Consider the following 26,080-nt stretch of genomic DNA (forward strand, 5'->3'; position numbering starts at 1 on the left):
GCTGAACGCCTTGCCTTGCAAGGCATTCAGGGCATTCGATCCCACTCGAGGCGGGCTGCCGCCCCCTCGAGCTCCCCCGCCAACACTCGGGCGGACTCGTCTGAACAGAGGTTTTTCGACAAGCTGAGGAGCCCGGGACAGTTGTCCCGGGCTCCTGATTCATTACTGCTCAGAAAACTGGCTCTTGTCCGCGCCGCACAGGGGGCACACCCAGTCCTCGGGCACGTCCGCCCACTTGGTGCCGGGGGCCACGCCGTTATCGGGGTCGCCGGCGGCCTCGTCGTAGATATAGCCGCACAGATCACAGACGTATTTTTTCATGTTACGATACCTGCTTTCATTCAAATTATATCGGGGCGGTCCGCAGGGCGGCCGCGCCCGCCAAACAGCCATGGGCTGGTTTGGGCAGATCAATCAGGTCAGCGGCTCAAAGTCGCTGGCGGGGCGGCGGCAGATGGGGCAGGTGAAATCCTCGGGCAGGGTGTCGGACTCGTACACAAAGCCGCAGATTTTGCACACAAAGCCGCGGGGCTTGGCCGGGGCGGGGGCCTCCGCCTCGGGCTCCGCCGCCTCACCCTTGACCGAGGCGGCCAGCACCTTTGCCAGGGCCTCCAGCTCCTGGTCCTGGCCGGGCGCCAGGGTGGACTTGAGGGTGACAGGGGCCTCCAGAATCTCCATATCCTTCATGCCGCAGAGGATCTCGCTCATGAGCTTGCCGCTGGCGGGGGCCCAGGAGCCGTTCTGGATCAGGGCCACCTTCCGGTTTTTCAGGGCGTGGTGGGCGATGTCGTGGAGCAGGTTCTCCATGGAGACGAAGATGCCGTTGTTGTAGGTGGTGGAGGCGAAGACGATGTGGCTGTACTTGAAGGCGTCGGACAGCACATAGGAGTAGTGGGTGACCGACACGTCGTACATCTCCACGGGGACCCCCAGCTCGGCCAGGCGGCAGGCCAGAATATTGGCCGCCGTCTCCGTGCCGCCGTAGACAGAGGCGAAGGCGATGAGCACGCCCTGCACCTCGGGCTCATAGGCGGCCCACTTGGCATACTTGTCCAGGATATAGCCCAGATCCTTGCGCCACACGGGGCCGTGGAGGGGGCAGATCATCTGGATGTCCAGGCCGGCGGCCTTCTTCAGCAGGGCCTGGACCTGGGGGCCGTACTTGCCCACGATGTTGGTGTAGTACCGGCGGGCCTCGTCCAGCCAGTCCCGGTCAAAGTTCACCTCGTCGGCGAACAGCACCCCGTTCAGAGCACCGAAGGTGCCGAAGGCGTCGGCGGAGAACAGGATCTTGTCGGTGGAGTCGTAGCTCACCATGACCTCGGGCCAGTGGACCATGGGGGCGTTCACAAAGGTGAAGGTGTGTTTGCCGGTGGTGATGGTGTCCCCCTCGTTCACCAGCTTGGCCCCCTTGGGATCGGTGGCGTGGAACTGGCGGATCATGTTCAGGGACTTGCCGTTGCAGACGATGGTGGCCTCCGGGTGGCGGATCATCAGATCCCCCAGAGTGGCGGCGTGGTCGGGCTCCATGTGGTGGACAAACACATAGTCCAGCTTCCGCCCGTTCAGGGCGTACTCCAGATTTTCAAAGAACTGGGTCTGCACCGCCCGGTCCACTGTGTCAAAGAGAACCGTCTTCTCGTCCAGCAGCAGGTAGGAGTTGAAGGACATGCCCCGGGGGACGGGGTGGGCGCTCTCAAACAGGGGGTGCTGGCGGTCGTTGCCGCCGATCCATAGCAGGTCGTCGGTGACCTTTCGGACACAATACATATCAAAAACCTCTTTTCTAAGTAGGTTAGGGATGCCAAACACATCATAGCATAGTTTGCACGAAATTGGTAGATAAAAAACCGAATTCAGATGAATGACCAAAAAAGAAAAAGCATTTCTAGTGTTTTGGGACAAAACAGAAGAATGAAAGAAGCTGCTGAAAATACGGTGGACAGAGGAACAACAGGCGATTGAAAAGGAGAACATTCCATGTGGCCTTTTGTTGCAAAAATGGTAACGGCGGCGCGGTGGAGAAATGGAATGGAGTATGCTGCAATAGAAATATCAAGCTAAAAGGAGAAGATACATGGAATTGTCGAAAAAGAGCCTGACGCTCCGCCGGGCGCAGGGACTGCCTCAGGAGGCTTTGGCGGAACAGCTCCATATATCCCGGCAAGCTGTCCCCGTTGGGAGAATGGGGTATCACACACTATAATATTGAAACGACTTACGCTATCGGCATGAATTGATAGGATGTTTACAGGCTTGGACAGTATTGCCGCCCAAAGCCATACAAAGGCAAGAAGCATCTTGTAACGATGCCCTATTCCGTATTATAATAAAACATAAACGCATACTAATGGGAGGAAACGTATGGAATACCTCACTGTGCGGGAGACTGCGGAAAAATGGAGTCTTTCGGACCGGATGGTGCAGCAGTTCTGTATTGATGGGCGCATCCCCGGTGCACAGAAATTTGGAAAATCTTGGGCGATTCCCATGGAGGCGGAAAAGCCCCAGGACCCCAGGGTCTCCCGTAGGCAGAAACAACAGGCCGCTGGACCGTTGGATATTACCTGCCTGATGCCCCTGATGAACACGCCATTCCAACCAGGGAAATGCCTTGCCGTGGTGGAGACTATGGCAGCTGGTCCCCAGCGGGACATCTCGCTGGCGGAATACCACTATTTCAGCGGCCACCCGGAGGAGGCAGCAAAGGGGGCGGAGCCCTACCTTACCAGCACCGATATGGGAGCGCGGCTCTCCGCCTGCCTGATTTACGCCTATGCCAACCTGCCCCTGGGGCATATCCAACGGGCGCGGTTCGCCCTGAATGAGTTAAAGGCTGCGCTGGGCAGCCAAAGAGGCTCCCCGGAGATGGAGGCCGCATCCGCTTTTGTGGCGGCGGCGGGGGCGGTGCTCCTGCACCTGCCGCTGCCGGAGGGGCTGCCGGAGATCCAAGGTTTCTTCCCACTTCTGCCGCTGGGCCTGCGGTCTTTTGCCATGTATATCTATGCCCACTACCGTTACATCCAGGGGGACTATGCCGCCAGCGTCGGTACCGTGGAGGGGGTGTTGGCCATGGGGGCCGGACAATATCCGATCCCTGCCATCTACCTCCACTTGGTGGCGGTGATGGACTACATGGGCCTCCGGCAGACGGAGCAGGCCCGTGCCCATCTGCTGGCTGCTTGGGAACTGGCCCGGCCAGACGATCTCATCGAGGGGCTGGGCGAACACCACGGCCTGCTGGGCGGGATGCTGGAGGCTGTCATCAAGCCGGAATGGCCGGAGGACTTCAAGCGGATCATCAACATCACCTATTCTTTCTCTGCGGGATGGCGCAAGGTTCATAACCCGGACACCGGCCACGATGTGGCGGACAACCTGACTACCACAGAGTTTGCCGTATCCATGCTGGCGGCGCGGGACTGGAGCAACCCGGAGATCGCGGAGCACCTGCACATTTCCCTTGCCACCGTCAAGCGGCACTTGTCCAGCGCCATGATGAAGCTGGATGTTTCTCAACGTCACGATCTGAGAAAGTTCATGCTGCAATAGCCGCCTCCAACGGGCTGCGGCTGCCGCAAAAATAAACTTAAAATTCACCATTTTAGGACATGCGTCTTGAAAATGGCATCTCTCATGCCCAGGGCAAAGCGCCCTGGGCATGAGCCGTTTTTCCCCCAAAACCGGCTAATAGCACGGCGAATTTTTTTATGATACGATAGATACAAAAGTGACGCAGCCGTGCCGGGCGGTACGCACAGGAATCCATTGGAAAAAGCCCGAGGACTTATGCCCGCACCGGGGAGAAGACCACGCTGGATGTGGTCCAGACCAACGGCACCTCCACCACGGCCACGGTGTCCCTGAAGAATAACAGCCTCCAGCAGCAGTCCACCGCCACCCTGGTGGCCACCCTGCTGGATGAAAACGGAGCTGTGCTGGAGACTCACAGCACCGGCATTTCCGGGGTGCTGAACGGCGAGGCCGAACAGACCGCCGACGTCCAATTCAGCCTGCTGGGCAGCCGGGTAGTGGTCCATGCCGCCGCCAGCGGCGAGGACAGCCTGACCTTTGACGGCCTGCCCGTGTCCATGGAGAACTTTGTCCAAGGGCCAGACGGCGCCTATACCCATGCCATTTACGGTGTTACCGCAACGGGCACCCTTGTCACCGCCATTTCCGGCAACGGGGAAACGGTTACCATTGACGGCGAAGCGGTCAACAGCAAGCAAGTCTCGATTGTCGATAACCCGCAGACCATTACCGTGAAAATCGGGGACAATACCTATCAGTTGACCATCCACAGCGATGCCGCTCCGCCGGCGACAGAAGTGACGGTGATCTTCGACGCCAACGGTGGCAGCGTGTCGCCCGCTTCCGCTGTGACCGTGAACGGGAAACTCGCCAGTCTGCCCACACCCACGCGGGAGGGGTATGACTTTGACGGCTGGTTTACAGCGGAAAGCGGAGGTGAGAAAGTCACCGCCAGCACCGTCTTTACGCAGAACACGACGATCTATGCCCGGTGGGTGGAAGAGGAAGAACCTGACCACGGCGGCGGCAGTGGCGGAGGAGGCAGCACCTCTAGCTACCGCATCACTGTGGAAGACAGCAGCAACGGCGAAGTGACGGCCAACCGGGAGACCGCCAGCGCGGGCAGTACCATTACACTGACGGTTACGCCGGATGATGGCTACCAGCTTGCCGGCCTCACCGTGACAGGCAGAAACGGCAAGGAGATCACTTTGAAAGACAAGGGAGATGGTACCTACACCTTTACCATGCCGTCCAGCACGGTTACTGTGGAGGCGATGTTTACTCCGATCGTCACAGAGCCGCTGCACTTTACGGATGTGTCTGACGGTTCCTATTACTACGACGCCGTGAATTGGGCGGTGTCCAATGGAATTACCGACGGTACCAGCGCCACGACGTTCAGCCCGGACAATATCTGCACGCGTGCGCAGATGGTGACCTTCCTGTGGCGGGCCGCTGGGTCCCCCACGCCTCACAGCGGCAGCAATCCCTTTGTGGACGTGCCTGCTGACGCATATTACTACACCGCTGTGCTTTGGGCGGTGGAGCAGGGGATCACCACCGGTACCAGTGTTACCACCTTCAGCCCGGATGACACGGTCACCCGCAGCCAGACAGTAACTTTCCTGTGGCGCTATTCCGGTTCTCCGGAAGCCGACGGAAGCAGCTTCGCGGATGTGGAAGCCGATGCCTACTATGCGACTGCGGTGGCTTGGGCGGCCGGAGAGGGCATCACCAGCGGCACCAGCGCCACTACCTTCAGCCCCTATGACCCTTGCACTCGTGCGCAGATCGTGACATTCCTGTACCGGGCACAGTAGGCAGATGCGGGAAGAAGTACGCCAAATCCTGATACATTTTTATACAGCATCAGGATAATATGCAGCGAGATGGGGTCGGAGAAATCTTCGACCCCATCTCGACAGACTGAACGCAAGGACGGAGGCCCAACTGGGCCTCCGTCCTTGCGTTTTCATAAAGTTTAGAAGTTACCGGAAATACACCAGGGGGTCCTCCGGGGCCTGGGCCTTCTCCACCTGATCGGCGTAGAGGACCACGCCCTCGCCCTCATAGACGTTGGCGTGTTCCCATTGGATAGTGGCGTGGACGGTGACCCACTCCCCCTTGCGCAGGGAGCGGGCCCGGTCGTACTTACACAGAAATCCAAAGAACCGGATGTCCTCCACACAGCAGGTCATGGCGTTGCGGCCGGGGATGAAGGTCCCCTTGGGCAGCTTCAGGCTGGTCATGGCCTGGGCCTTGAAGGTGATGGTCTTGCCTACATACCGGTCCGGGTGGTCCTGAATGTCCAGATACCAGATGCCGTAGTCGTCGTCCTCCAGATCGATGTGATCGGCGTCCAGAGAGTAGGGGAGAATATCCTCCACCTCCAGCTCCTCGCCCCGCTCGTCCTCAAAGACCACCTCGCACATGCGGTTGGCCGCCCGAATGGAGCGCTTCCAGCCCGCCAGGGGCATGTCGGGGGTGCAGCGGTTGAAGAGGACCATGTCCGCCTCGGTGACCATGTCGATGATCATGGACTGCATGTTGTTCCGGTACATCTCAAAGGTGGTGCCGTCGATCACGTCGATGGCCTGGTAGAGGCCCCAGGTCTTGGGGAGCTTCAGGTCCCGCAGGATCTGGATGGGCCACATGCCGTTGTACTCCATCAGCACCCGCTCGGGCTGATAGCGGCGGTCCACCTCCTCCAGAAAGGCGGTGGTAATCTGGTCCTGGGACTCGATGGGCACGACCCGGCAGTTCTGCTTGGACAGCTTCTCCTGGTCGTACTCCTCCTCGCCGTCCTCGCACATCAGAAGCACGGTACGCTCGCCGTCGTTGAAGTAGTCCATGCCCAGAGTGTCGGTAAGCAGGGTGGTCTTGCCGCTGTCCAGGAAGCCGGTGATGAGATAGAGGGGAATGCGGGAATCAGGCATATTTGTCTCCCTCCATTACGCCAGAAGGAACAGCTTCTCCAGCTGATCCTCCTTCAGATCGGAGCCGATGACGCACAGACGGCCGGTATAGTCGGCCGCGCCCTCCCGGATCTGGAACTCCTCGGGCACCAGGTCGAAGTGGAGCCAGGTCTGGCCGTCCTCACAGGGCACCATGCCCTTGGCCCGGAGGATGTAGCCGTAGTCCTGCCCCATGGCCAGGGAGGACAGGATGTCCTGGAGCTCCTCCCGGCTGTACTTGCGGGGGGTCTCCCGGCCCCAGGAGGTGAAGATCTCGTCGGCGTCGTGGCCGTCGTGGTGGTGATGGTGGTGGTCATGGCCGCAGGCACAGCAGGCGTCACACTCGTCCCCATGGTCATGGTGATGTTCGTGCTCGTGGTCATGCTCGTGATGGTGCTCGTGCTCTTCGTGGTCATGATGGTGTTCATGTCCGTGGTCATGGTCGTGGTGATGATGGTGGTGCTCGTGCTCGTCATCCTCCTGATGGGTGCGGCCGATCTCCTCCATGAGCTCCTCGGCCAGGGAGTGTCCGCCCTCCATGGCGGAGACGATCTGGGCCCCGGTGAGCTGGTCCCAGGGGGTGGTGAGGATGGCGGCCTTGGCGTTTTTGGCGCGCAGCAGATTGACGGCGGCGTTCAGCTTGCCCTCGTCCATGCTCTGGGTGCGGGAGAGGAGAATGGCGGAGGCGTGCTCCACCTGGTTGTTGAAGAACTCGCCGAAGTTTTTCATATAGATGCGGGCCTTGGTGGCGTCCACCACAGTGACAAAGCTGTGGAGCTGAAGCTCCGGGGACTCCTTCTGCACCCGCTCCACGGCGGCGATCACGTCGGACAGTTTTCCTACTCCGGAGGGCTCGATGATGATGCGGTCGGGGGAGTAGTCCTCCAGCACCTTTTTCAGGGCGGCGCCGAAGTCGCCCACCAGGGAGCAGCAGATGCAGCCGGAGTTCATCTCGGTGATCTCCACCCCGGCGTCCTTCAGAAAGCCGCCGTCGATGCCGATCTCGCCGAACTCATTCTCGATGAGCACATTCTTCTGCCCCTGGAAGGCCTCGCTGAGGAGCTTCTTGATGAGGGTGGTCTTGCCGGCCCCCAAAAAGCCGGAGATAATGTCGATTTGGGTCATGGTATTGTCATATCCTTTCTAAAGATAAAAATTAAACCAGATTCGGGCCTTCCCCCGCTGGGGGGAAGGTGCCCCCGCAGGGGGCGGATGAGGGGGAGGGGGTGCGTGGGACCGGCTCACCCTCATCCGTCACGGCCTTCGTCCGTGCCACCTTCCCCCTGGAAGGGGGAAGGCTTTATTCTATGTTCAACTCCAAATCAGGTGGGTGGCCTCCATGAGGGCGCACAGCAGGCCCGCGGCGGTCTCCCGGGTGCCGGCGTCGCCGGGCTGCTGATCCCCCACCAGGGCCCCCAGCGCGTCCAGATTCCGGGCGGAGGTCTGAGCCCACTCGGAGAACTGGTAGTAGTTTCCCCACTCCCCGGCGGACAGATTCTTTTGGGCGAGCTCATAGCCGTCCAGGCTGGCCCAAGCGGCCACCGAGGAGAGGACGGTGACCATCTCCTCATAGGTGATGGTGTCCTCCGGGCGGAAGGTGGAGCCGTCCCCGGCAAAGAATCCCTTGGCGGCCATGGCATTTACGCCATCGGCGTACCAGGCGTCCTCCGGCACATCGGAGAAGTAGCTCTGGGACGGAGCCCGCAGGTTCAGGGCCGAGGCCACCATGGAGGCGAACTCCCCGCGGGTGATCGTCTCCTCCGGGCGGAAGGCGCCGTCCTCATAGCCCTCGACCAGCCCGTACACGGCCAGCGTGTCGATGGCGTCGGCGAAGGGAGAGTCCGCCGTATCCGAGAAGGTGCGGCTGTGGTACTCCAGCCCCAGTTCTTCGGCCAGCGCCTCCGGCTCGATGGGCTCCCAGGTGCCGCCCCCCTGGCCCTCATAGAGCTCGGCGGAGGGAGGTAGGGCCTCCAGAAGTTCGGTGAACGCGGCGCGGTTGTCCACGTTCCGGGCGTCGGACAGGTCAATGTAGAAAGTGTATCCCCCCAGGCCCAGGCGCAGGGAGCCGTTGGCCACGGTGGGCGCGCTGGAGCGCAGCAGCAGGGCAATGGACTGGGTGTGCTCCGGGGAGACCAGCAGCGTGGGAATCACGCCCACCGTGTCGTTGGTGGCCCCGTCGGGGGCGTAGAAACGGTAGGCGGTGATTTTCAGGCAGTCGCCGTCAAAGAGCTCCGCCACCGAGGAGACGGAAAAGTCCTCGTCCAGCACCAACTGGGCCACGCCCTTACCGTAGGTCCGCTGGCCAATGGAGATACCCAGGCGGTGGGAGCGGACGGCGGCGGCAAACATCTCGGCTCCGCTGGCGCTATGGGAGCTGGTGAGGACCACCACCGGCAGATCGGTGAAGTCGGGAGCGGTGGGCTTGATGGCACGGTAGTACTCCAGACCGTTCCGGCCCATCATGTAAACTACTACGCCGTTGGTGAATTTTCCGACTGTCAGGGTCACCGACTGGTCGGTTCCACCGGGGTTGGAGCGCAGGTCCATCACCCAAAGATCGGCCTGCTCTTTCAGCTGGGTGAGGGCCTCCTCCACCGTGTCCGCGGTAGAGGCGCCGAAGCTGTCGCAGTCGATGTAGCCCACCTCCCCGTCCACCAGATCGTAGGTGACGATGGGGATGAGCACCGCCCGCCGCTCCAGCGTCACGTCCCGGACCTCGCCGGTGTCGTGGAAGCGGATGGTGAGGGTGACGGAGGTGCCGGGCTCGCCCTGGATGCGGGCGGAGGCGTCGGTGCCGCTGGTGAGGGCGACGCCGTCCGCCGCCAGAATATAATCTCCGGCGGACAGACCCGCCTCCAGGGCCGGGGAGTTGTCCAGCACGGAGAGAATTTCGATTCCAACGCCCTCCTCCACAGAGTCCAGGTTGGAGATGGAGACGCCCACCCCAACCACCGTGCTGCCGTTGACGGAGGAGAGGAAACTCTGGTACTCCTCGGCGGTCATATATACCGTATAGGGATCGCCAAGGGACTCGATGATAGCGTCCACAGAGCCCTGCTCCAGTACCTCCTCCGGAATCTGATCCACATAATAGGTGCTGAGAAGGGCCTTGGCGTCCTCGGTCTCCAGGGCGGCGGCGGGCATGGCACACAGGCTGAGGGTCAGAGCAAAGGACAGCAGGCCGGGAAGAAAACGATGCTTCATATGTGTCTCCTTTTTGGATAAACCGTGCGCCGGATGCCAATGGCATCCGGCGCAGAACGTATGATTACAGCTTCGAGGTGCGGTAGGTCATCTCCTCACGCTTGGGACCGGAGGAGACCATGGTGATGGGGCACTGGATGTGCCGCTCCAGGAAATCCACGTAGTCCTTGGCCTGCTGGGGCAGGGCGTCGTAGTCCTTGCAGCCGCGGATGTCGCACTTCCACCCGGGGAGGGTGGTGAAGACCGGCTTGGCCCGCATCAGGCGGGGGGTGACAGGGAACTCGTCGGTGACCTCCCCGTCGATCTCATAGCCGGTGCACACCTTGATCTCGTCCAGATAGCCCAGGACGTCCAGGCAGGTGAGGGCCACCTGTGTGGCGCCCTGGACCATGCAGCCGTACTTGGTGGCCACGGCGTCGAACCAGCCCACCCGGCGGGGACGTCCGGTGGTGGCGCCGAACTCGCCCTTGTCGCCGCCCCGGCGGCGCAGCTCGTCGCCCTCCTTGCCCAGCAGCTCGCTGACGAAGGGCTCGGTGTGGGAGCCCACGGAGGAGGAGTAGGCCTTGGTGACGCAGATCACGTCCTCAATGGCGGTGGGGGGCACCGCCGCGCCCACGCAGCCGAAGCCGGCCAGGGTGTGGGAGGAGGTGGTCATGGGGAAGATGCCCAGGTCCGGGTCCTTCATGGAGCCCAGCTGGCCCTCCAGCAGGACGGTCTTGCCCTCCTTCAGGGCCTTGTGGACAAAGCCCACCGCGTTCCCCACATAGGGGCGGATCTCCTCCCGCAGGGCGAGAAGCTGCTCCATGAGCTCGTCCGCATTCAGAGCGGGCTTGTGGTACAGATGCTCAAAGAGCACGTTCTTGATGGACAGGGCGGCCTCCAGACGCTCCCGCAGCCGGTCCTCATAGAAGAGGTCGCACACCTGAACGCCGATCTTGGCGTATTTGTCCGAGTAGAAGGGGGCGATGCCGCTCTTGGTGGAGCCGAAGGCCTTGCCGCCCAGGCGCTCCTCCTCATAGGTGTCCTGAAGCACATGGTAAGGCATGAGGATCTGGGCCCGCTCAGAGATGATCAGGTTAGGGGCGGGCACTCCCTGCTCGGTGAGGGAGTGGAGCTCGTCCACCAGCTTGCGGATGTCCAGCGCCAGGCCGTTGCCGATGATGTTGGTGACATGGGGGTAAAACACGCCGGAAGGGAGCGTATGCAGGGCGAAACGGCCCTGATCGTTGATGATGGTGTGGCCGGCGTTGGCGCCGCCCTGATAGCGGATGACCACGTCGGAGGTCTCCGCCAGCATATCCGTGATCTTGCCCTTGCCCTCGTCGCCCCAGTTGGCGCCTACGATCGCTTTTACCATAATGTGTTACCTCCGGAGACCGGGATTCGCAACCGCTCAGGCGGATTTGCCTTATCCGGTTTCCAACACAGCTCCTTTATTATACTTCCTTTTTTCATCCCGCGCAACTGTTTTTCTGGAAAGAAATGCGGGGGAAATCGCTTTTTGCGGAGACTCGCCCCGCCGTTTCTTTTTTCATCCTCCCTATGGGGCTGTCCCTGCAAAGAAAAATCAGACCCAGTGCGTGTTTCATAGAAAGGACAGGAACCTCCAGAGGCGGCGGGGCGGGCGATCATTCGTAAAACAGCGAAAAAACTCTTGACTTGGAGCGCACTCCAGGGAGTAGCATAGCACCAGAGAGCAAATGAGACCGGAGGGGCAGTATGCCGCCGCCTCCGGGAGGGCGGCGTGTGATGCGCCGTGAGATGGAAAGGGGTAATACCAATGATCTACAAAACGTTTCAGGATCTGGAGCTGTCCGCCCTGGGTATGGGCTGCATGCGCCTGCCCGTCATTGACGGGGACGACGCCAAGGTGGACGAGGCGGCCGCCTTTCAGATGGTGGACGAGGCCATGGCCGGCGGCGTGAACTACTACGACACCGCCTGGGGCTACCACAGCGGCAACTCCGAGCTGGCGCTGGGCAAGGCTCTGGCCCGGTATCCCCGGGAGAAATTCTACATTGCCGACAAATTCCCCGGCTACGACCTGGCCAACATGCCCAAGGTGAAGGAGATCTTCGAGGAGCAGCTCAAAAAGTGCCAGGTGGACCACTTCGACTTCTACCTGTTCCACAACGTGTGCGAGATGAACATCGACGCCTACCTGGACCCCAAGTACGGCATCTATGACTACCTGATGGAGCAGAAGAAGAACGGCCGCATCCGCCACCTGGGCTTCTCCTGCCACGGGGCGATGCCGGTGCTCAAGCGGTTCCTGGAGGCCTACGGCAAGGACATGGAGTTCTGCCAGCTGCAGCTCAACTACATCGACTGGACTTTCCAGAACGGCAGGGAAAAGGTGGACCTGCTGAACGAGTACCACATCCCCGTGTGGGTGATGGAGCCCCTCCGGGGCGGCCGCCTGGCCCGCCTCAGTGATCAGGAGGCCGCGCCCCTGAAGGCCATGCGCCCCGACGAGACCATCCCCGCCTGGGCCTTCCGGTTCCTCCAGTCCATCCCCAGCGTCACTATGGTCCTCTCCGGCATGTCCGACCTGGAGCAGATGAAGGCCAACATCGCCACCTTCCAGACCGAGGCCCCCCTCAATGAGAAAGAGATGGCCGGTTTGATGGAGGTGGCCGGCGGCATGGTGAGCCAGACCGCTCTCCCCTGCACCGCCTGCCACTACTGTGTCAGCCACTGCCCCAAGGGGCTGAACATCCCTGAACTGCTGGCGCTGTATAACGAGCACTCCTTCACCGGCGGCGGCTTCCTGGCGCCCATGGCCCTGTCCGCCATCCCCCAGGACAAGTGGCCCAGCGCCTGCATCGGCTGCCGCAGCTGCGAGAAGGTCTGCCCCCAGCAGCTGAAAATTTCCGAGGCCATGGCCGACTTTACCGCCAAGCTGGGCGGCTGAGAGAATTAAGAATTAAGAATGAAGAATTAAGAATGAAGGATTGCGCCGCGGCGCGGCGCGAGACGAGACGCACGCCGGCTCTTCCCCTTTGGGAGAGCCGGCGTGTGTTTTTGTCTGCCCCTTTGATGTAAGCTGGTGTGCAACAAAGCGTGCAATTTCAGGATGGAGTGGGTCGGACGAGAAGCGCGCAGCGCTGCATCACAGCGGCACAGCAGAGAAAGGGGTAAATTGTGGAACGGATCGGGAGAATTTACGGCTACATCCGGGTGAGCACCCGGGAGCAGAACGAGGACCGCCAGTGGATCGCCCTGCGGGAGGCGGGCGTGCCGGAGAGCAACATCCTGCTGGACAAGCAGTCCGGCAAGGACTTCCTTCGCCCCCAGTACAGGCGGTTGGTGTGGAAATTGAAAAAAGACGACCTGCTCTACATCAAGAGCATCGACCGTCTGGGGCGCAACTATGGGGAGATCTTGGAGCAGTGGCGGCTGCTCACCAAGGAGAAGGGGGTGGACATCGTGGTGCTGGACATGCCCCTGATGGACACCCGCCGGTGGCTGCCTGTTTTCTTTGGGTGTCACTGCCGGAGTGACCGTTCCTTTTTTTGGAAAGGAAAGCAGCTTCCGATTTGCGCCAGATGTACTGGAGAACTGGCAGGAATTTTGGGAGCTGTAATTGCGTTTCCATTTGTTCAGCTCGTTCCAGCCATCTGTATCGTGATGCTGTTTCCCATGCTGCTGGACGGTCTCCTGCAGAGCTTGACAGCTTATGAGAGTAAGAACTGGAGGCGTCTTTTTACCGGAATTTTGTTTGGATTTGGTCTGACAACGCTGTTCCTGCAATCAATTGCAGGGGCGGTAGATTGCGGTTATCGCTGGGGACACAGTTTAAAAACATATTTGTAACATTGTGACAGAATCCCGCCTGGCAGAAGCGCCAGGCGGGATCTTACATGAGCAAAGCTGATTTTAATTAATACTGGAGGAATTCACGGTCCTCCTATACACCCAAAACGCCGCCGCAGCGGTGACCGCCTCAGTAATCCAGAAGGCGTGCCACACCCCGTCCGGGCCAATCGTCCGGCACAGGAGGAAGGCGGCGGGGAGGATGACCACCACATAGCGGCACAGGGAGATGACCAGGGACTGTGCCCCCTTGCCCAGGCCCTCCAGGGCTCCGGAGGAGGTGACCGATACAGAGGAGATCACGAACCCTGCGCAGATGATCCGCAGGGCGGTCCCGCCGGCCTGGATGGTGTCCGGCTGGGAGGTAAACAGTCCCATCAGGGGTTCCGCCCAGAGTAGGCAGACCACGGTGCCGAAGGCCATGATGATCCCGCTGGCGCACAGGGTGGCATTGTACAGCTGCCGGACCCGGCCGCGCTCGCCCGCTCCGTAGTTGTATCCGATCAGGGGGCGCATGCCCTGTACGATGCCGCTGGCGGGGAGGTAGAGGAAGGTCTGGAGCTTGTAGTAGATGCCCAGGATCACCACATAGCTTTGGGAGTAGACGGAGAGCAGGCCGTTGAGCACGGAGATGAGCAGGGAGGGGAGGGCCAGATTCAGGATGGCGGGCACCCCCACCCCATAGAGCTTCCGGTCCAGAGTCGCGTCCGGTCTCAGGCAGTCCCGGCGCAGCCGCACCGGGATAGGGATCAGCCGGTAGGCGGCCAGGTAGACCAGCAGGGTGAGCGCCTGTCCGATCCCGGTGGCGAGAGCGGCCCCGGAGATGCCCAGCTCCGGGAAAGGGCCCAGGCCGAAGATGAGCACAGGGTCCAGCAGGATGTTGGAGACGCACCCGGTCAGCAGGGCGGCCATGGTGACCTTCATCCGGCCCACCGCCTGGAAGATCTTCTCAAAGGAGAGGCCCAGCATGATGATGACCGAAAATGAGAAGGCGGTCTTGGAATACGCCAGGCCCATCTGGATCACGGCCGGGTCGGTGGTGAACCGGGCGAGGAAGAGGGGCATGACGGCAATGCTGGCCAGCGTGAGGATCAGCCCGTGGAGGGCGGACAGGGCCATGCCGTGGGTGGCGGCGGCGTCCGCCCGGCGGCGGTCTCCGGCGCCCAGCGCGATGGAGATGACCGCGTTGATCCCCACGCCGAAGCCGATGGCCACGGCATTGATGAAATTCTGGACCGGGTAGACCAGGGACAGGGCGGTCATCGCCGCCTCGCTGATCTGGGCCACAAAGAAGCTGTCCACGATGTTGTAGAGGGAGTTGACCAGCATGGACAGCACCATGGGCAGGGCCATGGAGGCCAGGAGGGGCAGGATGGGCCGCTCCTTCATAAACGTCTCGCGCATTGCGGTTCTCCGTTCCGTGCAGAGGGGTTCCAGCCGCAAAAAAGCCGCACAGCTGTCCAATGGGACTGCTGTGCGGCGAAAAAGAGCAGGGGGGGCAGGGACGCCGAAACTGCTGGAAAAATCCACACAAAGTTTTTATAGCGGCATCATAACACAGGCGAAATCCCCCTGTCAAGGGGCGAAAACCGCCCCAGCCTGCGGCGGATATAAATTTCAGAAAGAAAAAGGAAATTTCTCTTGCTTTTTGCGCCGGGTTGTGCTATGATGCTAGATGCGTTTACAGACGATCCTCCATGGAGAAAGAGGTGAAGATACAATGAAGGCAGGAATTCATCCCGATTATCAGCAGACCACCATCCGGTGCGCCTGCGGCAACGTGATTGAGACTGGTTCTACCAAGAAGGACATCCGCGTGGAGGTGTGCTCCAAGTGCCACCCCTTCTACACCGGTAAGCAGAAGATGGTGGATACCGGCGGACGTGTCAGCCGCTTCAACAAGAAGTTCGGTCTGGACAAGAAGTAAGATCGCACCAGAAAAAGCCGTACCGAGGTCTCGGTGCGGCTTTTTGTCTTGTCAGACTCAAGGTGGGTCTGACGGCGCGCTCCCGCATACAATAGAGCGTATGAGCCGTGAAATTTTGATAGGAGGTATCTGTCATGCTCAAGCCCATCGATCCCAAGGCCATTGATCAGAACGTGTTTTCCCTTATCGGGGAGAAGTGGATGCTCATTACCGCCGGCACGGCGGAGTGGTGCAACACCATGACCGCCTCCTGGGGCGGCCTGGGGGTGATCTGGGGAGCTCCGGCGGCCACCTGCTACATCCGCCCCCAGCGGTACACCAAGGAATTTGTGGACCGGGAGGAGTACTTCACCCTGGCCTTCTTCGGGGAGGAGTACCGGGACGCCCTCGCCCTGTGCGGCAGCAAGAGCGGCCGGGAGGTGGACAAGGTGAAGGAGTGCGGATTCACGGTGAAGGCGGCCCGGTGCGGCGCCCCCTATTTTGAGGAGGCGGAGCTGGTGCTGGTGTGCCGCAAGCGCTTTGTCCAGCCCATGGACCCCGCCCGTCTCCCGGAGGATGTGAAGGAGCGCTGGTACCCCCAGAAGGACTACCACACCTTATATATTGGGGAGATTGTGGAGGCCTATCAGAAGTAAGAGCATCGCGCGGATGCACAGCGCGCCGTCCCGGCGGACGGCGCGCCTGCGCGCCGCGCAGGGAGAAAGGAGCGAGACGCCATGAACCATCTCAGCCAGATTGCGGACAAGCTGTCTCAGTACGATCTGGACGCTATGCTGATTGTCAGCGAGCCCGGCGAGCGCTACGCCGTTGGATTTCAGGGGGAGGGCTATGTCCTGGTGACCCGGGAGGGGAGCCGGTATTCCACCGATGGACGGTACATTGAGGCGGCCCAAAAGCAGGTGACCGGGGCGGAGGTGGTTCTCATCTCCCGGGAGCGGAGCCACCTGGCGCTGGCCAGGGATTTTCTGGAGGCCCGCGGCCTGAAGCGGGTGGGCTTTGAGAGCGCCGCCGTCAGCGTGGTCCAGCACCGGCGCTGGCAGGAGAGCTTCCCGGAGGGGTGTGAGCTGATCCCGGCCCAGGAGCTGCTGGACGGCCTGCGGGCCTCCAAGGACCGGGAGGAGCTCGCCGCCATGGTCCAGGCCCAGAAGATCACCGATGCGGCCTTTGGGGAGATCCTGAACTATATCCGCCCCGGCATGACGGAGCAGGAGGTGGCCGCCCGGCTGGTGTACGAGCTGCTGCGCCGGGGAGCCCGGAAGGTCTCCTTCGACCCCATCGTGGCCGCCGGAGCCAACGGCTCCATGCCCCACGCAGTGCCCGGGGAGACGGTGATCCAGAAGGGGATGTTCATCACCATGGACTTCGGGTGCGTGTATGACGGCTACTGCTCCGACATGACCCGCACGGTGGCGGTGGGGCAGCCCACCCAGGAGATGGAGCGGGTCTATGAGACGGTGCTGGCCGCCCAGAAGGCGGGGATTGCCGCCGCCCGGGCGGGGATGCCCGGCCGGGAGCTGGACGCCGCCGCCCGGAAGGTGATTGAGGAGGCGGGCTATGGGGACTATTTCACCCACAGCTTCGGCCACTCCCTGGGACTGGAGATCCACGAGTCCCCCAACGCCTCCCCCAGCGAGACCAGGCCGCTCCCCGCGGGGACGGTGATCTCCGCCGAGCCGGGGATCTACCTGCCCGGCCGCTTCGGCGTGCGCATCGAGGATGTGCTGGTGCTGGAGGAGGGCGGCTGCCGGGACATCACCCAGTCCCCAAAAAATCTCATCGTGCTTTGATTTTACGCATATTTTCCCAAACCCCCTTGTCAAACAGGGGAAAAAAGGGTAAAATGAATTAGTTCATTAAAACACAATGGAGGATGATTCCTATGGCAATGATTTCCGCCAGTGATTTCCGCAACGGCGTGACCTTTGAGATGGACGGCAAGGTCATGCAGGTCGTCGAGTTCCAGCACGTGAAGCCCGGCAAGGGCGCCGCCTTTGTCCGCACTAAGATGAAGGACATCATCAATGGCGGCGTGACCGAGACCTCCTTCAACCCCACCGCCAAGTTTGAGCAGGCCTATGTGGAGCGCAAAGACATGGAGTACAGCTACAACGACGGCGATCTGTACTACTTCATGGACATGGAGACCTACGACATGATCCCCATCAGCAAGGACATGCTGGGCGACGCCTTTCGATTCGTGAAGGAGAACATGACCTGCAAGGTCATGTCCTACAAGGGCAGCGTCTTCGGCGTGGAGCCCCCCAACTTCGTGGAGCTGGAGGTCACCGAGACCGATCCCGGCTTCAAGGGCGACACCGCCACCAACGTGACCAAGCCCGCCACCCTGGAGACCGGCGCCGAGATCAAGGTGCCCCTGTTCATCAACCCCGGCGACAAGATCAAGATCGACACCCGCAGCGGCGAGTATCTGGAGCGCTGCAAGAACTGATGATTCTGTTGGATACCTGCGCCCTGTAAGTGTTTGCGCGGGTGTCGATGGGGCCCCGCAGAGCGGGGCGCGCGCAGCGCGTACAAGCGTTTTGGCGCAGCCAAAACCTTGCCGCAGGCGGAATTCACTTCCGCCGAGGATTTGAATAAATCCGGGTTCCCAATCAAATCGTGATTTGATTGGGAGGCACCCGCAGCGGCGAGTATCTGGAGCGCTGCAAGAACTGAGTGAAAATCACAGGGAGTTTACCCGTCCATGAGGCTTCGCCTCAGAAAGGAGCGTAACCATGACCATTTCTGAAAAAGTTGCATACCTGAAGGGACTGGCCGAGGGCCTGAACCTGGATGTGGAGAAGTCCAAGGAGGGCAAGCTCATCTCCGTGATGATCGGCATCCTGGAGGAGGTCGGACTGTCCATCGAGGACCTGGAGGAGAACGCCCTGGCCCTGGGCGAGGAGATCGACGTGCTCTCCGACGACCTGGCCGACGTGGAATCCGTGGTCTTTGACGAGGATGAGGACGACGAGGACTACTTCGAGGTGGAGTGCCCCAACTGTGAGGAGCCCATCATCATCGACGACGAGGCCCTGGCAGCCGGCGAGGTCCAGTGTCCCAACTGCGAGACCCGCTTCGCCCTGGATCTGTCTGACGACGGGGACGAGGAGGAGACGGACGAGGACTGACCGTTTCCACTGGAAGCAATGAAATTAGCCCGGCACAGCAATTCTGCTGTGCCGGGCTTTTTGCATCCTGGCTTCCGGCGGGCCGGGGAGCTCCGGTTTCCGTCATGCTCCGGCGGGCTCTGCGTTGGCGGACGACAGGGCAAAGCCGTTGATCTCCACCCCCGCGTCGGCGGGGACCAGCAGGTATTTTCGCCCGTCGATCTCCCGCAGCTCCACCAGATAGCTGCGCTCCGGGTCCACGGTGACGGCGGCGGCCTCCGTCTTGATTTCAAAGCGGCGGGGGTCGATGAGGTTGGCGGGGTTCAGCACGCCCTCCCCCAGCAGTTCCCGGCACTCCTCCTGAAAGGCCGCGATGGGCTCCTCGCCCACCCCGCAGTCCCGAAGGATGGCGGCCACGTCCTGGGCGGTGACCTCCAGGGGTTCCGGGTCCTTGGACTCCTTATGCTGGGCCATCCGGTCCAGCAGCCGCTCATGGATGGCCTGGACCACCTCCACCGTGCAGGCGTCCCCCAGCCCCTCCCGCAGGGCGGACTGGAAGGCCTCCTTCTGCTCGGCGGCGGACATGGGGGGCTCGGTGTGGAAGACGGCGTCGATGAACTCCTGATGGATCTGGTCCGCCTTTTTGGAGTAGAACAGGGCGTTGTACAGATTGGCGGCCCGGCCGTCAAAGGCGGGGAACAGGAAGCCCAGCTCCGGCGGGGCCACCACCTGGCCGGCCCGGCTGTGGAACTCGTTCTCCCCGGGGAAGTAGCCCAGCTCCACCTTGCTGTCCTTCACCGGGCAGACGCAGCAGACCAGATAGGAGAACACCGTGTCCGAGTCCTCCTGAAGCCGGTCGTCCTTCCCACGGCGGGGCACGTCGTAGGCGTCGTGGGCCAGCAGGATCAGATAGTTCCCGTCCAGCTCCAGGGCGTCGATGATTTTGCGGTAGAAGGTCTCCCGGGCCTGGGCGTCCTTCAGCTGGGAGTCCCGCAGGGCGGAGAGGAGCTTGTGCTCCTGGCTGTCCGCCACCTGCTGGGTGGAAAAGACGATGTCAATGAGCTGCTTGCCCAGGGTGCCGGACAGGGCTTTCTTCAAAAATCCTAAGTACTGGGCGGACTCCTCCTCGGGCATGCGGCCCATGGACTCGTCCAGGTAGGAGACAATCTCCTGATTGCCGTTGACAAAGCAGCCGTAGATGCGGTGGATGGCGCTCTTGTCCGGGCGGAAGCGGCGCTTCAGCTCGCTCAATTCTTTTTGATTCATTCCAGGTCCTCCTTCGTAGGGTCACAGGGATTCTCCAGGCGACGGGCTGCCGCATGGAAACGCGCGTTCTATTTTAGCGGATTTTTCGGGAAAAAGCAATCGAGAATGGGAAGTGGGCGGCCTTCCAAAATGAAAAACCGAGGCGGCCCGTCAGAGCCGCCTCGGTGAAAAAATGCTGATAAAATATCTGTGGGCAGCGGCTTACTCGCTCCACACCGCCTGGGCGCCGGCCGCGGCGGAGTCCAGCTGGTCCACCAGGGAGACCAGGCGGGCCGCGGCGTTCTCCACCCCGGCCCCCTCCAGAGCGGCCAGCACGTCGCTCCGGGTCCCGGAGACCCAGACGCGGTCCACGCTGGCGTTGAGGGCCGCCGGGGTCAGACCGGCGCTCCCGTCCGCCCCGGTGAGCACGCCGGCGGAGGCGTGGAGGGAGAGCTTGGTGCCGTAGGGCTCCAGGGCCTGGGCGGCCTGGGCCAGAAAGCCGGTGATGACCCCGTCCAGCGCCCCGGCGGGGTAGTTGTCCTCGCTCTGCCCCAGATTGCCCAGGGTGCCGTCCGCCTGGGTGGGGTAGCCGAAGTAGTCCAGCACGATCTCGTCAAAGCCCATCTGGGCCAGCTCGGTCATCAGGCCGATGAGGTAGCTCCGCACCGCCTCGTTGGAGGGGGTGGCCCAGTGGAGATCCCCGCTGTCCCGCCAGCGGTAGTCGCTGCTGGTGCGCAGGGTGTAGTCCATGTTGGAGCCCAGGGCCTCGTCCCGGAAGCAGGACAGCCGGGCCACGGTGTACACGTCCCTCTCGTTCCAGGCGGTGAGGGCGGCGTTCACCGTGCCGGAGTCCACGCCATCCTGGAGGGCGGAGGCCAGCGCCTGCTGGGACTGCCAGCCCAGCGCCCCCTGGTCGTCCTTCATGGTGACTGCCACCCCGTCCGCTCCGGCCTCCTGGGCCAGTTGGGCGGCGCTGCCGTCCAGCAGCGAGGACAGGGAGACGGAGAGAATGGAGGAGGCGTCCTCCTGGGGTTCCTCCGGCGGAGTGGTCTCCCCCTCCTGGGAGGCGTCAGGCAGGGCCGCCGGGTCGCCCTCGATCACCGTCACATTTCCAGGGTCCGGAGTCTGGGGCTCCGTCTGCTGGGAGAAGGGCCAGTGGATGCGAAGCCCCTCGTCGGTGTAGGAGATGGACCCCTGTCCAAAAAACAGCACGGCCACCAGTATGACCACTAAGACAGCCAGCACCAGGGCGATCCGCTTGAGCCAGTCGGTGACGGTGGTGCGGCCCCGGTAGGAGTGATAATCAAATTGGGATCTCTGAGAACGGCGCACGGGCGTATTCCTCCTTTTCGCGCAGCGCGGCGGGAGAGCCGCGGGAAGGGTCCCTGTTGAAGCGGAAAATTGCCGCCCTAATTATAGCAACCTTTTTTTCACCTTGCAACCACTGGTTTCCAGAAGAAAGGGAAGATTCCCTAAAAAATTTGCAAAAAAGACACAAATACGGTCCGATTCAGATGACCATGCCCCCGTCCACGGACAGGACCTGTCCCGTGATGAAGCTGGCGGCGGGGGAGGCCAGGAAGAAAATGGCCTCGGCCACCTCCTCCGGCTGTCCGATGCGGCACAGAGGGGTCTCCTCCGCCAGGGCGTCCAGGTCCTCCTGGGTCAGGTGGGCGTTCATATCGGTGGCGATGACCCCGGGGGCCACGCAGTTCACTCGGATGTGGGAGGGGCCCAGCTCCTTGGCCATGGCTCGGGTCAGGCCGATGATCCCCGCCTTGGAGGCGGAGTAGGCCGCCTCACAGGACCCGCCGGTGAGCCCCCACATGGAGGAGACGGTGACGATGGCCCCCCGCTGCTGCCGGACGAAGCCGGGGACCGCCGCCTGGAGCAGATGAAAGGCGCTGTCCAGGTTGACGGACATGACCTCCCGCCACTCCGGCGCGGACAGGTCGGTGAGGAGCATCTGCCGGGGGGCCACCCCGGCGCTGCACACCAGAGCGTCCAGGGGACCAAGGAGCTCCTCCGCCTGCCGGACCAGGGCCTGTGCCTCCGGACGCTGGGATATGTCCCCGGGGAGGGCGGCCGCCCGGGCCCCCAGGGCCTCCAGCTCCCCCACCAGAGTCTCCGCCTGTTCCCGGGAGCGGCGGTAGCCTACCGCCACGTCCCAGCCGCCCCGGGCAAACCGCCGGGCGGCGGCGGCACCGATTCCCCGGGAGCCCCCCGTGATGAGGACCACAGGCCGGGTCATGGTTAGTGTTTCCATCCAACCGCTCCTTTCATTCTAGCCGGCATATAAAACCGTCCACATTGTACCTGTTTTTCCGGGAGAGCGCAACCCTGAGACGGGAAGTGCCGGACACATTTCCAAAAAGTTTACACAATTACCTTGCATTTTCCGGGAAGGGCCGTATAATAAGGAGCAATGAAATTGTGCGCGGGCCGGACTGGGGAAGGACGGGCGCGGAGAGATCTGGAGAATCACGATATGAAGCGAATGCTGTTTTTATATAACCCCACCGCCGGGAAGGGGGCGGCGGCGGCCCATCTGTCCGGCGTGGTGGATCAGTTTACCAAGGACGGGTGGCTCACCACCGTCTATCCCACCCAGGGCAAGAAGGACGCCACCCGGGTGGCCCGGGAGCTGGGGTCCTACTACGACCGGGTGGTGTGCTGCGGCGGGGACGGCACCCTCAGCGAGACGGCGGCCGGCCTGCTGGAGCTGAGCCGTCCGCCCCTGCTGGGCTATATCCCCTCCGGCTCCACCAACGACTGCGGCGCCACCCTGCGCATCCCCCGGGGCTATAAAAAGGCGGCGGAGCTGGCGGCGGGGGACAGTGAACCCCTGCGCTGGGACATGGGCACCCTGAACCAGCAGCCCTTTGTCTATGTGGCCGCCTTCGGGGCTTTTACCGAGGTGTCCTACGACACCCCTCAGGATCTGAAAAACACCTTCGGCCATCTGGCCTATATCATGGCGGGGATCGCCTCCATCCCGTCCATCACCCCCTACCACATGAAGGTGGAGTACGACGGACAGGTGCTGGAGGACGACTTCTTCTACGGCATGGTGTGCAACACCTACTCGGTGGCAGGGATGCGGAATCTGCCCACCGACCGGGTGGAGCTGGACGACGGCCTGTTTGAGGTGATTCTGGTGCGCAAGCCCATGAGCATCGGAGAGATCGGAGCGGGCCTCCAGACGCTGCTCCGCCCCGGGGCGGTGGAGGAGGGGAGCGCCCTGCTCTCCTTCCACGCCTCCCAGCTGAAATTTACCAGCGAAAAGCCCATCCCCTGGACCATCGACGGGGAGTACGGCGGCAGCCATGAGGTGAGCCGGGTCCAGAACCACCGCCAGGCCCTGGCCATCCTCTCGGGGCGGAAGCAGGGGGCGTGAGCGGCGGTGAGGCAGAGTAAAGGAGAGAGGGGGGAGCTGACGTGACAGAGCAGGAGAAAATGCTGTCCGGCCAGCTGTATTTTGCGGGCGTGCCGGAGCTGCTGGCGGCCCGGAAGAGGGCCAAGGAGCTGTGTCAGCGGTTCAACCGGACGGCGGTCCAGGACCCGGAGGCGGGGACGGATCTGCTGCGGGAGCTGCTGGGCAGGATGGGGGAGGAGATCTCCATTCAGCCCATGTTCTGGTGCGACTACGGCTTCAACATCCGGATGGGCTCCCATGTGGAGATCAACCACAACTGCGTGATCCTGGACTGTGCCCCGGTGACCTTCGGGGACCATGTGTTCATCGGCCCCAACTGCGGCTTCTACACCGCCGGCCACCCCCTGGACGCCCAGACCCGGAACGCCGGGCTGGAGTTTGCCCGGCCCATCGCCGTGGGGGACAACGTGTGGTTCGGCGGAAACGTCACAGTGCTGCCGGGGGTGACCATCGGCGCCGGCTCGGTGATCGGGGCGGGGAGCGTGGTCAGCCGGGATATCCCGCCCAATGTGATCGCGGTGGGCAATCCCTGCCGGGTGGTGCGGACCATCCTGCCGGAGGAGCCTTGAGATCGGGCATAACCGGGCTTTGGCCCGTTTATGATAGAAGGAATTCACAAGCATCGCAGAAGGAAAGGAGGACCATGGGGAGACCCCCATCAAAAGCGCCAGCGCCTGTCTCCCAGGGGAGACAGGACGACGAGGAGAAGGGAGTATCGAAAGGACGGCGGATTCCCCCGCCGGCCCCAAAATTCGGCGGATGCCCTTCCGTACCCCTCCGGGTGCGTGACACAGCGGGCAAATATGCGGGCGACCGCAAAACAGAGACGCTGTGACCGGATGACGAGGCACAAATGGCTGCGAGTTTGTCCTCCCGATTTTGCAATTAGGAGGAAATTTCATATGTGTGGTATTGTCGGATTTATCGGCCGGGAGCAGGCCGCGCCCATTCTGCTGGAGGGTCTGTCCCGCCTGGAGTACCGGGGGTATGACTCCGCCGGCCTGGCGGTGTACGACCGGGAGAAGGGACTCCAGGTGGTGAAGGCCAAGGGACGGCTTCAGGTGCTCCGTGATTTGACGGACGGGGGGGCCAAGGTGCCCGGGACTATGGGTCTGGGCCACACCCGCTGGGCCACCCACGGGGCGCCCAACGATGAGAACGCCCACCCCCAGGTGAGCCAGTCCGGGCGCATCGCGGTGGTCCACAATGGGATCATCGAGAACTACGGGGAGCTGAAGAGCTTCCTGGAGGCCAAGGGGGTGGTGTTCACCTCTGAGACAGACACCGAGGTGGTGGCCCAGCTGCTGGAGTTCTACTACGCCGGGGACCTGCTGGACGCGGTCTTTAAGGTGCTCCACCGCATCGAGGGGGCCTATGCCTTGGGCATTGTCTGCGCCGATGAGCCGGATAAGCTGGTGGCGGTGCGGAAGGACTCCCCCCTGATCCTGGGGTATGGCGAGGGCTTCCAGATGCTGGCCTCCGACGTGACGGCGGTGATCCAGTACACCCGGGAGGTGTGCTATCTGGACGACGGGGACGTGGCGGTGCTCACTCCCGGCGGGGTTCAGGTGTACGACTCCCTGGGCCAGCCGGAGGAGAAGGAGCGGTCCCATGTGGACTGGGAGATCTCCGCGGCGGAGAAGGGCGGCTATGAGCACTTCATGTTCAAGGAGATCATGGAGGAACCCAAGGCTCTGAAGGACACCATCTCCCCCCGTATCCGGGACGGGAAGGTGGTGCTGGACGACCTGACCATCACCCGGGAGGACCTGGAGGGGATGGACCGCTTTTACATCATCGCCTGCGGCTCCTCCTACCATGTGGGCATGGCCGCCAAGTATATTTTAGAGCGGCTGCTGCGCATCCCGGTGGAGGTGACCCTGGCCTCTGAGTTCCGGTACTGCCGGCCCATTGTGTCGGAGCATACCCTGGCCCTGGTCATCAGCCAGTCGGGGGAGACCATCGACACCCTGGCCGCCATGCGGGAGGCCAAGCGCCTGGGGGCCCGGCTGCTGTCCATCGTCAACGTGGTGGGCTCCACCATCGCCCGGGAGTCGGACGACGTGCTGTACACCTGGGCCGGGCCGGAGATCGCCGTGGCCACCACCAAAGCCTACTCCACCCAGCTGGCGGTGATCTATCTGCTGGCCATCCACTTTGCCGGCCTGCTGGGCCGCATCGGCCCGGAGGAGTACCGGGAGCTGGTGGAGCAGCTCCAGCTGCTGCCCGGCAAGGCGGAGGAGATTTTGAAGCACACAGAGGAGATCCAGTACTACGCCTCTATCTATTTCAACCACGACTCGGTGTTTTTCATCGGCCGGAACATTGATTACGCCGTGGGGCTGGAGGGCTCCCTGAAGCTGAAGGAGATCTCCTACATCCACTCGGAGGCCTACGCCGCCGGCGAGCTGAAGCACGGCACCATCTCTCTCATCGAGGACGGCACCCTGGTGGTGGCCCTGGCCAGCTGGAATGAGCTGTTTGACAAGCTGATGAGCAATGTGAAGGAGGTCAAGGCCCGGGGGGCCGACGTGATCGGCATTGCCACCGAGAGCCATAAGGCCGCCCTGGCCGCCCTGGTGGACAGCGCCCTTTCCATCCCCGACATTCACCCCATGTTCCTGCCCTCTCTGGAGGTCATCCCCATGCAGCTGTTTGCCTACTATGTGGCCCTCATGCGGGGCTGCGACATCGACAAGCCCCGGAATTTGGCCAAGAGCGTCACTGTGGAGTGATGCGCGCCTTTCAGAACAAGTCCAAGGCCCGCCGCCGTCTGCTGATGCAGACGGCGGTTTTTTTACGAGGGAGCAGCGGTGTTTTTGTTGGGCCGGAGTAAAAAAAGACCTGCCTG

The 26,080-nt window shown here is 62.1% G+C and carries 22 protein-coding genes; 12 read left to right on the top strand and 10 right to left on the bottom strand.

The genetic code is table 11. From position 1 onward, the window contains the following. Positions 1-162: 162 nt before the first annotated feature. Together rd and B5F19_RS10960 are read right to left on the bottom strand one after the other, a co-directional pair. The gene (gene rd / locus B5F19_RS10955; protein ID WP_087290441.1) at positions 163-321 is read right to left on the bottom strand and encodes a rubredoxin; all 159 of its coding nucleotides are present in this window, start codon (positions 319-321) and stop codon (positions 163-165) included. 93 nt (positions 322-414) lie between these two features. Beyond that, positions 415-1,770, bottom strand: coding sequence for an MBL fold metallo-hydrolase (locus tag B5F19_RS10960; protein ID WP_087290443.1), 1,356 nt, complete (start codon positions 1,768-1,770; stop codon positions 415-417). Between the two features lie 594 nt (positions 1,771-2,364). Here B5F19_RS10960 and B5F19_RS17520 point away from each other — a divergent pair. Both B5F19_RS17520 and B5F19_RS10970 read left to right on the top strand, forming a co-directional pair. Then, positions 2,365-3,552 (top strand): LuxR C-terminal-related transcriptional regulator, encoded by a 1,188-nt coding sequence (locus B5F19_RS17520; RefSeq protein ID WP_162612568.1) that lies wholly within the window; start codon positions 2,365-2,367, stop codon positions 3,550-3,552. Between the two features lie 269 nt (positions 3,553-3,821). Beyond that, positions 3,822-5,357, top strand: a complete 1,536-nt coding sequence (locus B5F19_RS10970) for an S-layer homology domain-containing protein (protein WP_087290445.1) — start codon at positions 3,822-3,824, stop codon at positions 5,355-5,357. A 168-nt stretch (positions 5,358-5,525) separates the two neighbouring features. On the opposite strand, the gene B5F19_RS10975 is transcribed toward B5F19_RS10970, so the two are convergent. The 4 genes from B5F19_RS10975 to B5F19_RS10990 form a co-directional block, all read right to left on the bottom strand. Continuing rightward, positions 5,526-6,473 carry a GTP-binding protein gene (locus B5F19_RS10975; protein ID WP_087290447.1) on the bottom strand — a complete coding sequence of 316 codons (948 nt, stop codon included), beginning with the start codon at positions 6,471-6,473 and terminating at the stop codon, positions 5,526-5,528. Positions 6,474-6,488: 15 nt separating this feature from the next. Then, positions 6,489-7,616 carry a CobW family GTP-binding protein gene (locus B5F19_RS10980; RefSeq protein ID WP_087290449.1) on the bottom strand — a complete coding sequence of 376 codons (1,128 nt, stop codon included), beginning with the start codon at positions 7,614-7,616 and terminating at the stop codon, positions 6,489-6,491. A gap of 186 nt (positions 7,617-7,802) precedes the next feature. Then, positions 7,803-9,695: a S41 family peptidase gene (locus B5F19_RS10985; protein WP_087290451.1), complete on the bottom strand. Its 1,893-nt coding sequence runs from the start codon at positions 9,693-9,695 to the stop codon at positions 7,803-7,805. Between the two features lie 64 nt (positions 9,696-9,759). Continuing rightward, positions 9,760-11,052, bottom strand: coding sequence for an adenylosuccinate synthase (locus tag B5F19_RS10990; RefSeq protein ID WP_087290453.1), 1,293 nt, complete (start codon positions 11,050-11,052; stop codon positions 9,760-9,762). Positions 11,053-11,475: 423 nt separating this feature from the next. On the opposite strand from B5F19_RS10990, the gene B5F19_RS10995 reads away from it, so the two are divergent. Together B5F19_RS10995 and B5F19_RS18025 are read left to right on the top strand one after the other, a co-directional pair. Continuing rightward, positions 11,476-12,609, top strand: a complete 1,134-nt coding sequence (locus B5F19_RS10995) for an aldo/keto reductase (RefSeq protein ID WP_087290455.1) — start codon at positions 11,476-11,478, stop codon at positions 12,607-12,609. A 239-nt stretch (positions 12,610-12,848) separates the two neighbouring features. Next, complete coding sequence (locus tag B5F19_RS18025) at positions 12,849-13,511, top strand: DUF2085 domain-containing protein (protein WP_087290496.1); 663 nt, start codon at positions 12,849-12,851, stop codon at positions 13,509-13,511. A gap of 63 nt (positions 13,512-13,574) precedes the next feature. On the opposite strand, the gene B5F19_RS11005 is transcribed toward B5F19_RS18025, so the two are convergent. Further along, the gene (locus tag B5F19_RS11005) at positions 13,575-14,915 is read right to left on the bottom strand and encodes an MATE family efflux transporter (protein WP_087290457.1); all 1,341 of its coding nucleotides are present in this window, start codon (positions 14,913-14,915) and stop codon (positions 13,575-13,577) included. A 316-nt stretch (positions 14,916-15,231) separates the two neighbouring features. Here B5F19_RS11005 and rpmE point away from each other — a divergent pair, with 316 nt between their 5' ends. The 5 genes from rpmE (at position 15,232) to B5F19_RS11030 (ending at position 18,569) form a co-directional block, all read left to right on the top strand. Further along, the gene (gene rpmE / locus B5F19_RS11010) at positions 15,232-15,438 is read left to right on the top strand and encodes a 50S ribosomal protein L31 (protein ID WP_087290458.1); all 207 of its coding nucleotides are present in this window, start codon (positions 15,232-15,234) and stop codon (positions 15,436-15,438) included. A 134-nt stretch (positions 15,439-15,572) separates the two neighbouring features. Beyond that, positions 15,573-16,073 carry a flavin reductase gene (locus B5F19_RS11015; protein ID WP_087290460.1) on the top strand — a complete coding sequence of 167 codons (501 nt, stop codon included), beginning with the start codon at positions 15,573-15,575 and terminating at the stop codon, positions 16,071-16,073. 81 nt (positions 16,074-16,154) lie between these two features. Then, complete coding sequence (locus B5F19_RS11020) at positions 16,155-17,225, top strand: aminopeptidase P family protein (RefSeq protein ID WP_087290462.1); 1,071 nt, start codon at positions 16,155-16,157, stop codon at positions 17,223-17,225. 98 nt (positions 17,226-17,323) lie between these two features. Continuing rightward, complete coding sequence (gene efp, locus B5F19_RS11025; protein WP_087290498.1) at positions 17,324-17,887, top strand: elongation factor P; 564 nt, start codon at positions 17,324-17,326, stop codon at positions 17,885-17,887. A gap of 286 nt (positions 17,888-18,173) precedes the next feature. Next, entirely contained in the window at positions 18,174-18,569 is a 396-nt protein-coding gene (locus B5F19_RS11030; protein ID WP_087290464.1) for a CD1247 N-terminal domain-containing protein, read from the top strand. A 102-nt stretch (positions 18,570-18,671) separates the two neighbouring features. On the opposite strand, the gene B5F19_RS11035 is transcribed toward B5F19_RS11030, so the two are convergent. The 3 genes from B5F19_RS11035 to B5F19_RS11045 all read right to left on the bottom strand — a co-directional run bounded on the left by B5F19_RS11035 (position 18,672) and on the right by B5F19_RS11045 (position 22,059). Continuing rightward, the gene (locus B5F19_RS11035) at positions 18,672-19,814 is read right to left on the bottom strand and encodes a DUF4317 domain-containing protein (RefSeq protein ID WP_087290466.1); all 1,143 of its coding nucleotides are present in this window, start codon (positions 19,812-19,814) and stop codon (positions 18,672-18,674) included. A 201-nt stretch (positions 19,815-20,015) separates the two neighbouring features. Further along, on the bottom strand, positions 20,016-21,125 hold the full coding sequence (locus B5F19_RS11040; protein WP_087290468.1) for a putative glycoside hydrolase: 1,110 nt from the start codon (positions 21,123-21,125) through the stop codon (positions 20,016-20,018). Between the two features lie 178 nt (positions 21,126-21,303). Continuing rightward, the gene (locus tag B5F19_RS11045; RefSeq protein ID WP_242972793.1) at positions 21,304-22,059 is read right to left on the bottom strand and encodes an SDR family NAD(P)-dependent oxidoreductase; all 756 of its coding nucleotides are present in this window, start codon (positions 22,057-22,059) and stop codon (positions 21,304-21,306) included. 222 nt (positions 22,060-22,281) lie between these two features. On the opposite strand from B5F19_RS11045, the gene B5F19_RS11050 reads away from it, so the two are divergent. From B5F19_RS11050 to glmS, 3 genes are all read left to right on the top strand, one after another. Continuing rightward, complete coding sequence (locus tag B5F19_RS11050; RefSeq protein ID WP_087290472.1) at positions 22,282-23,190, top strand: YegS/Rv2252/BmrU family lipid kinase; 909 nt, start codon at positions 22,282-22,284, stop codon at positions 23,188-23,190. Positions 23,191-23,231: 41 nt separating this feature from the next. After that, positions 23,232-23,798 carry a sugar O-acetyltransferase gene (locus tag B5F19_RS11055; protein WP_191437804.1) on the top strand — a complete coding sequence of 189 codons (567 nt, stop codon included), beginning with the start codon at positions 23,232-23,234 and terminating at the stop codon, positions 23,796-23,798. Positions 23,799-24,131: 333 nt separating this feature from the next. After that, positions 24,132-25,964 carry a glutamine--fructose-6-phosphate transaminase (isomerizing) gene (gene glmS / locus B5F19_RS11060; protein ID WP_087290474.1) on the top strand — a complete coding sequence of 611 codons (1,833 nt, stop codon included), beginning with the start codon at positions 24,132-24,134 and terminating at the stop codon, positions 25,962-25,964. Positions 25,965-26,080: the final 116 nt, after the last annotated feature.

It is taken from the genome of Pseudoflavonifractor sp. An184 (assembly GCF_002160305.1).
GTDB lineage: Bacteria > Bacillota > Clostridia > Oscillospirales > Oscillospiraceae > Lawsonibacter > Lawsonibacter pullicola.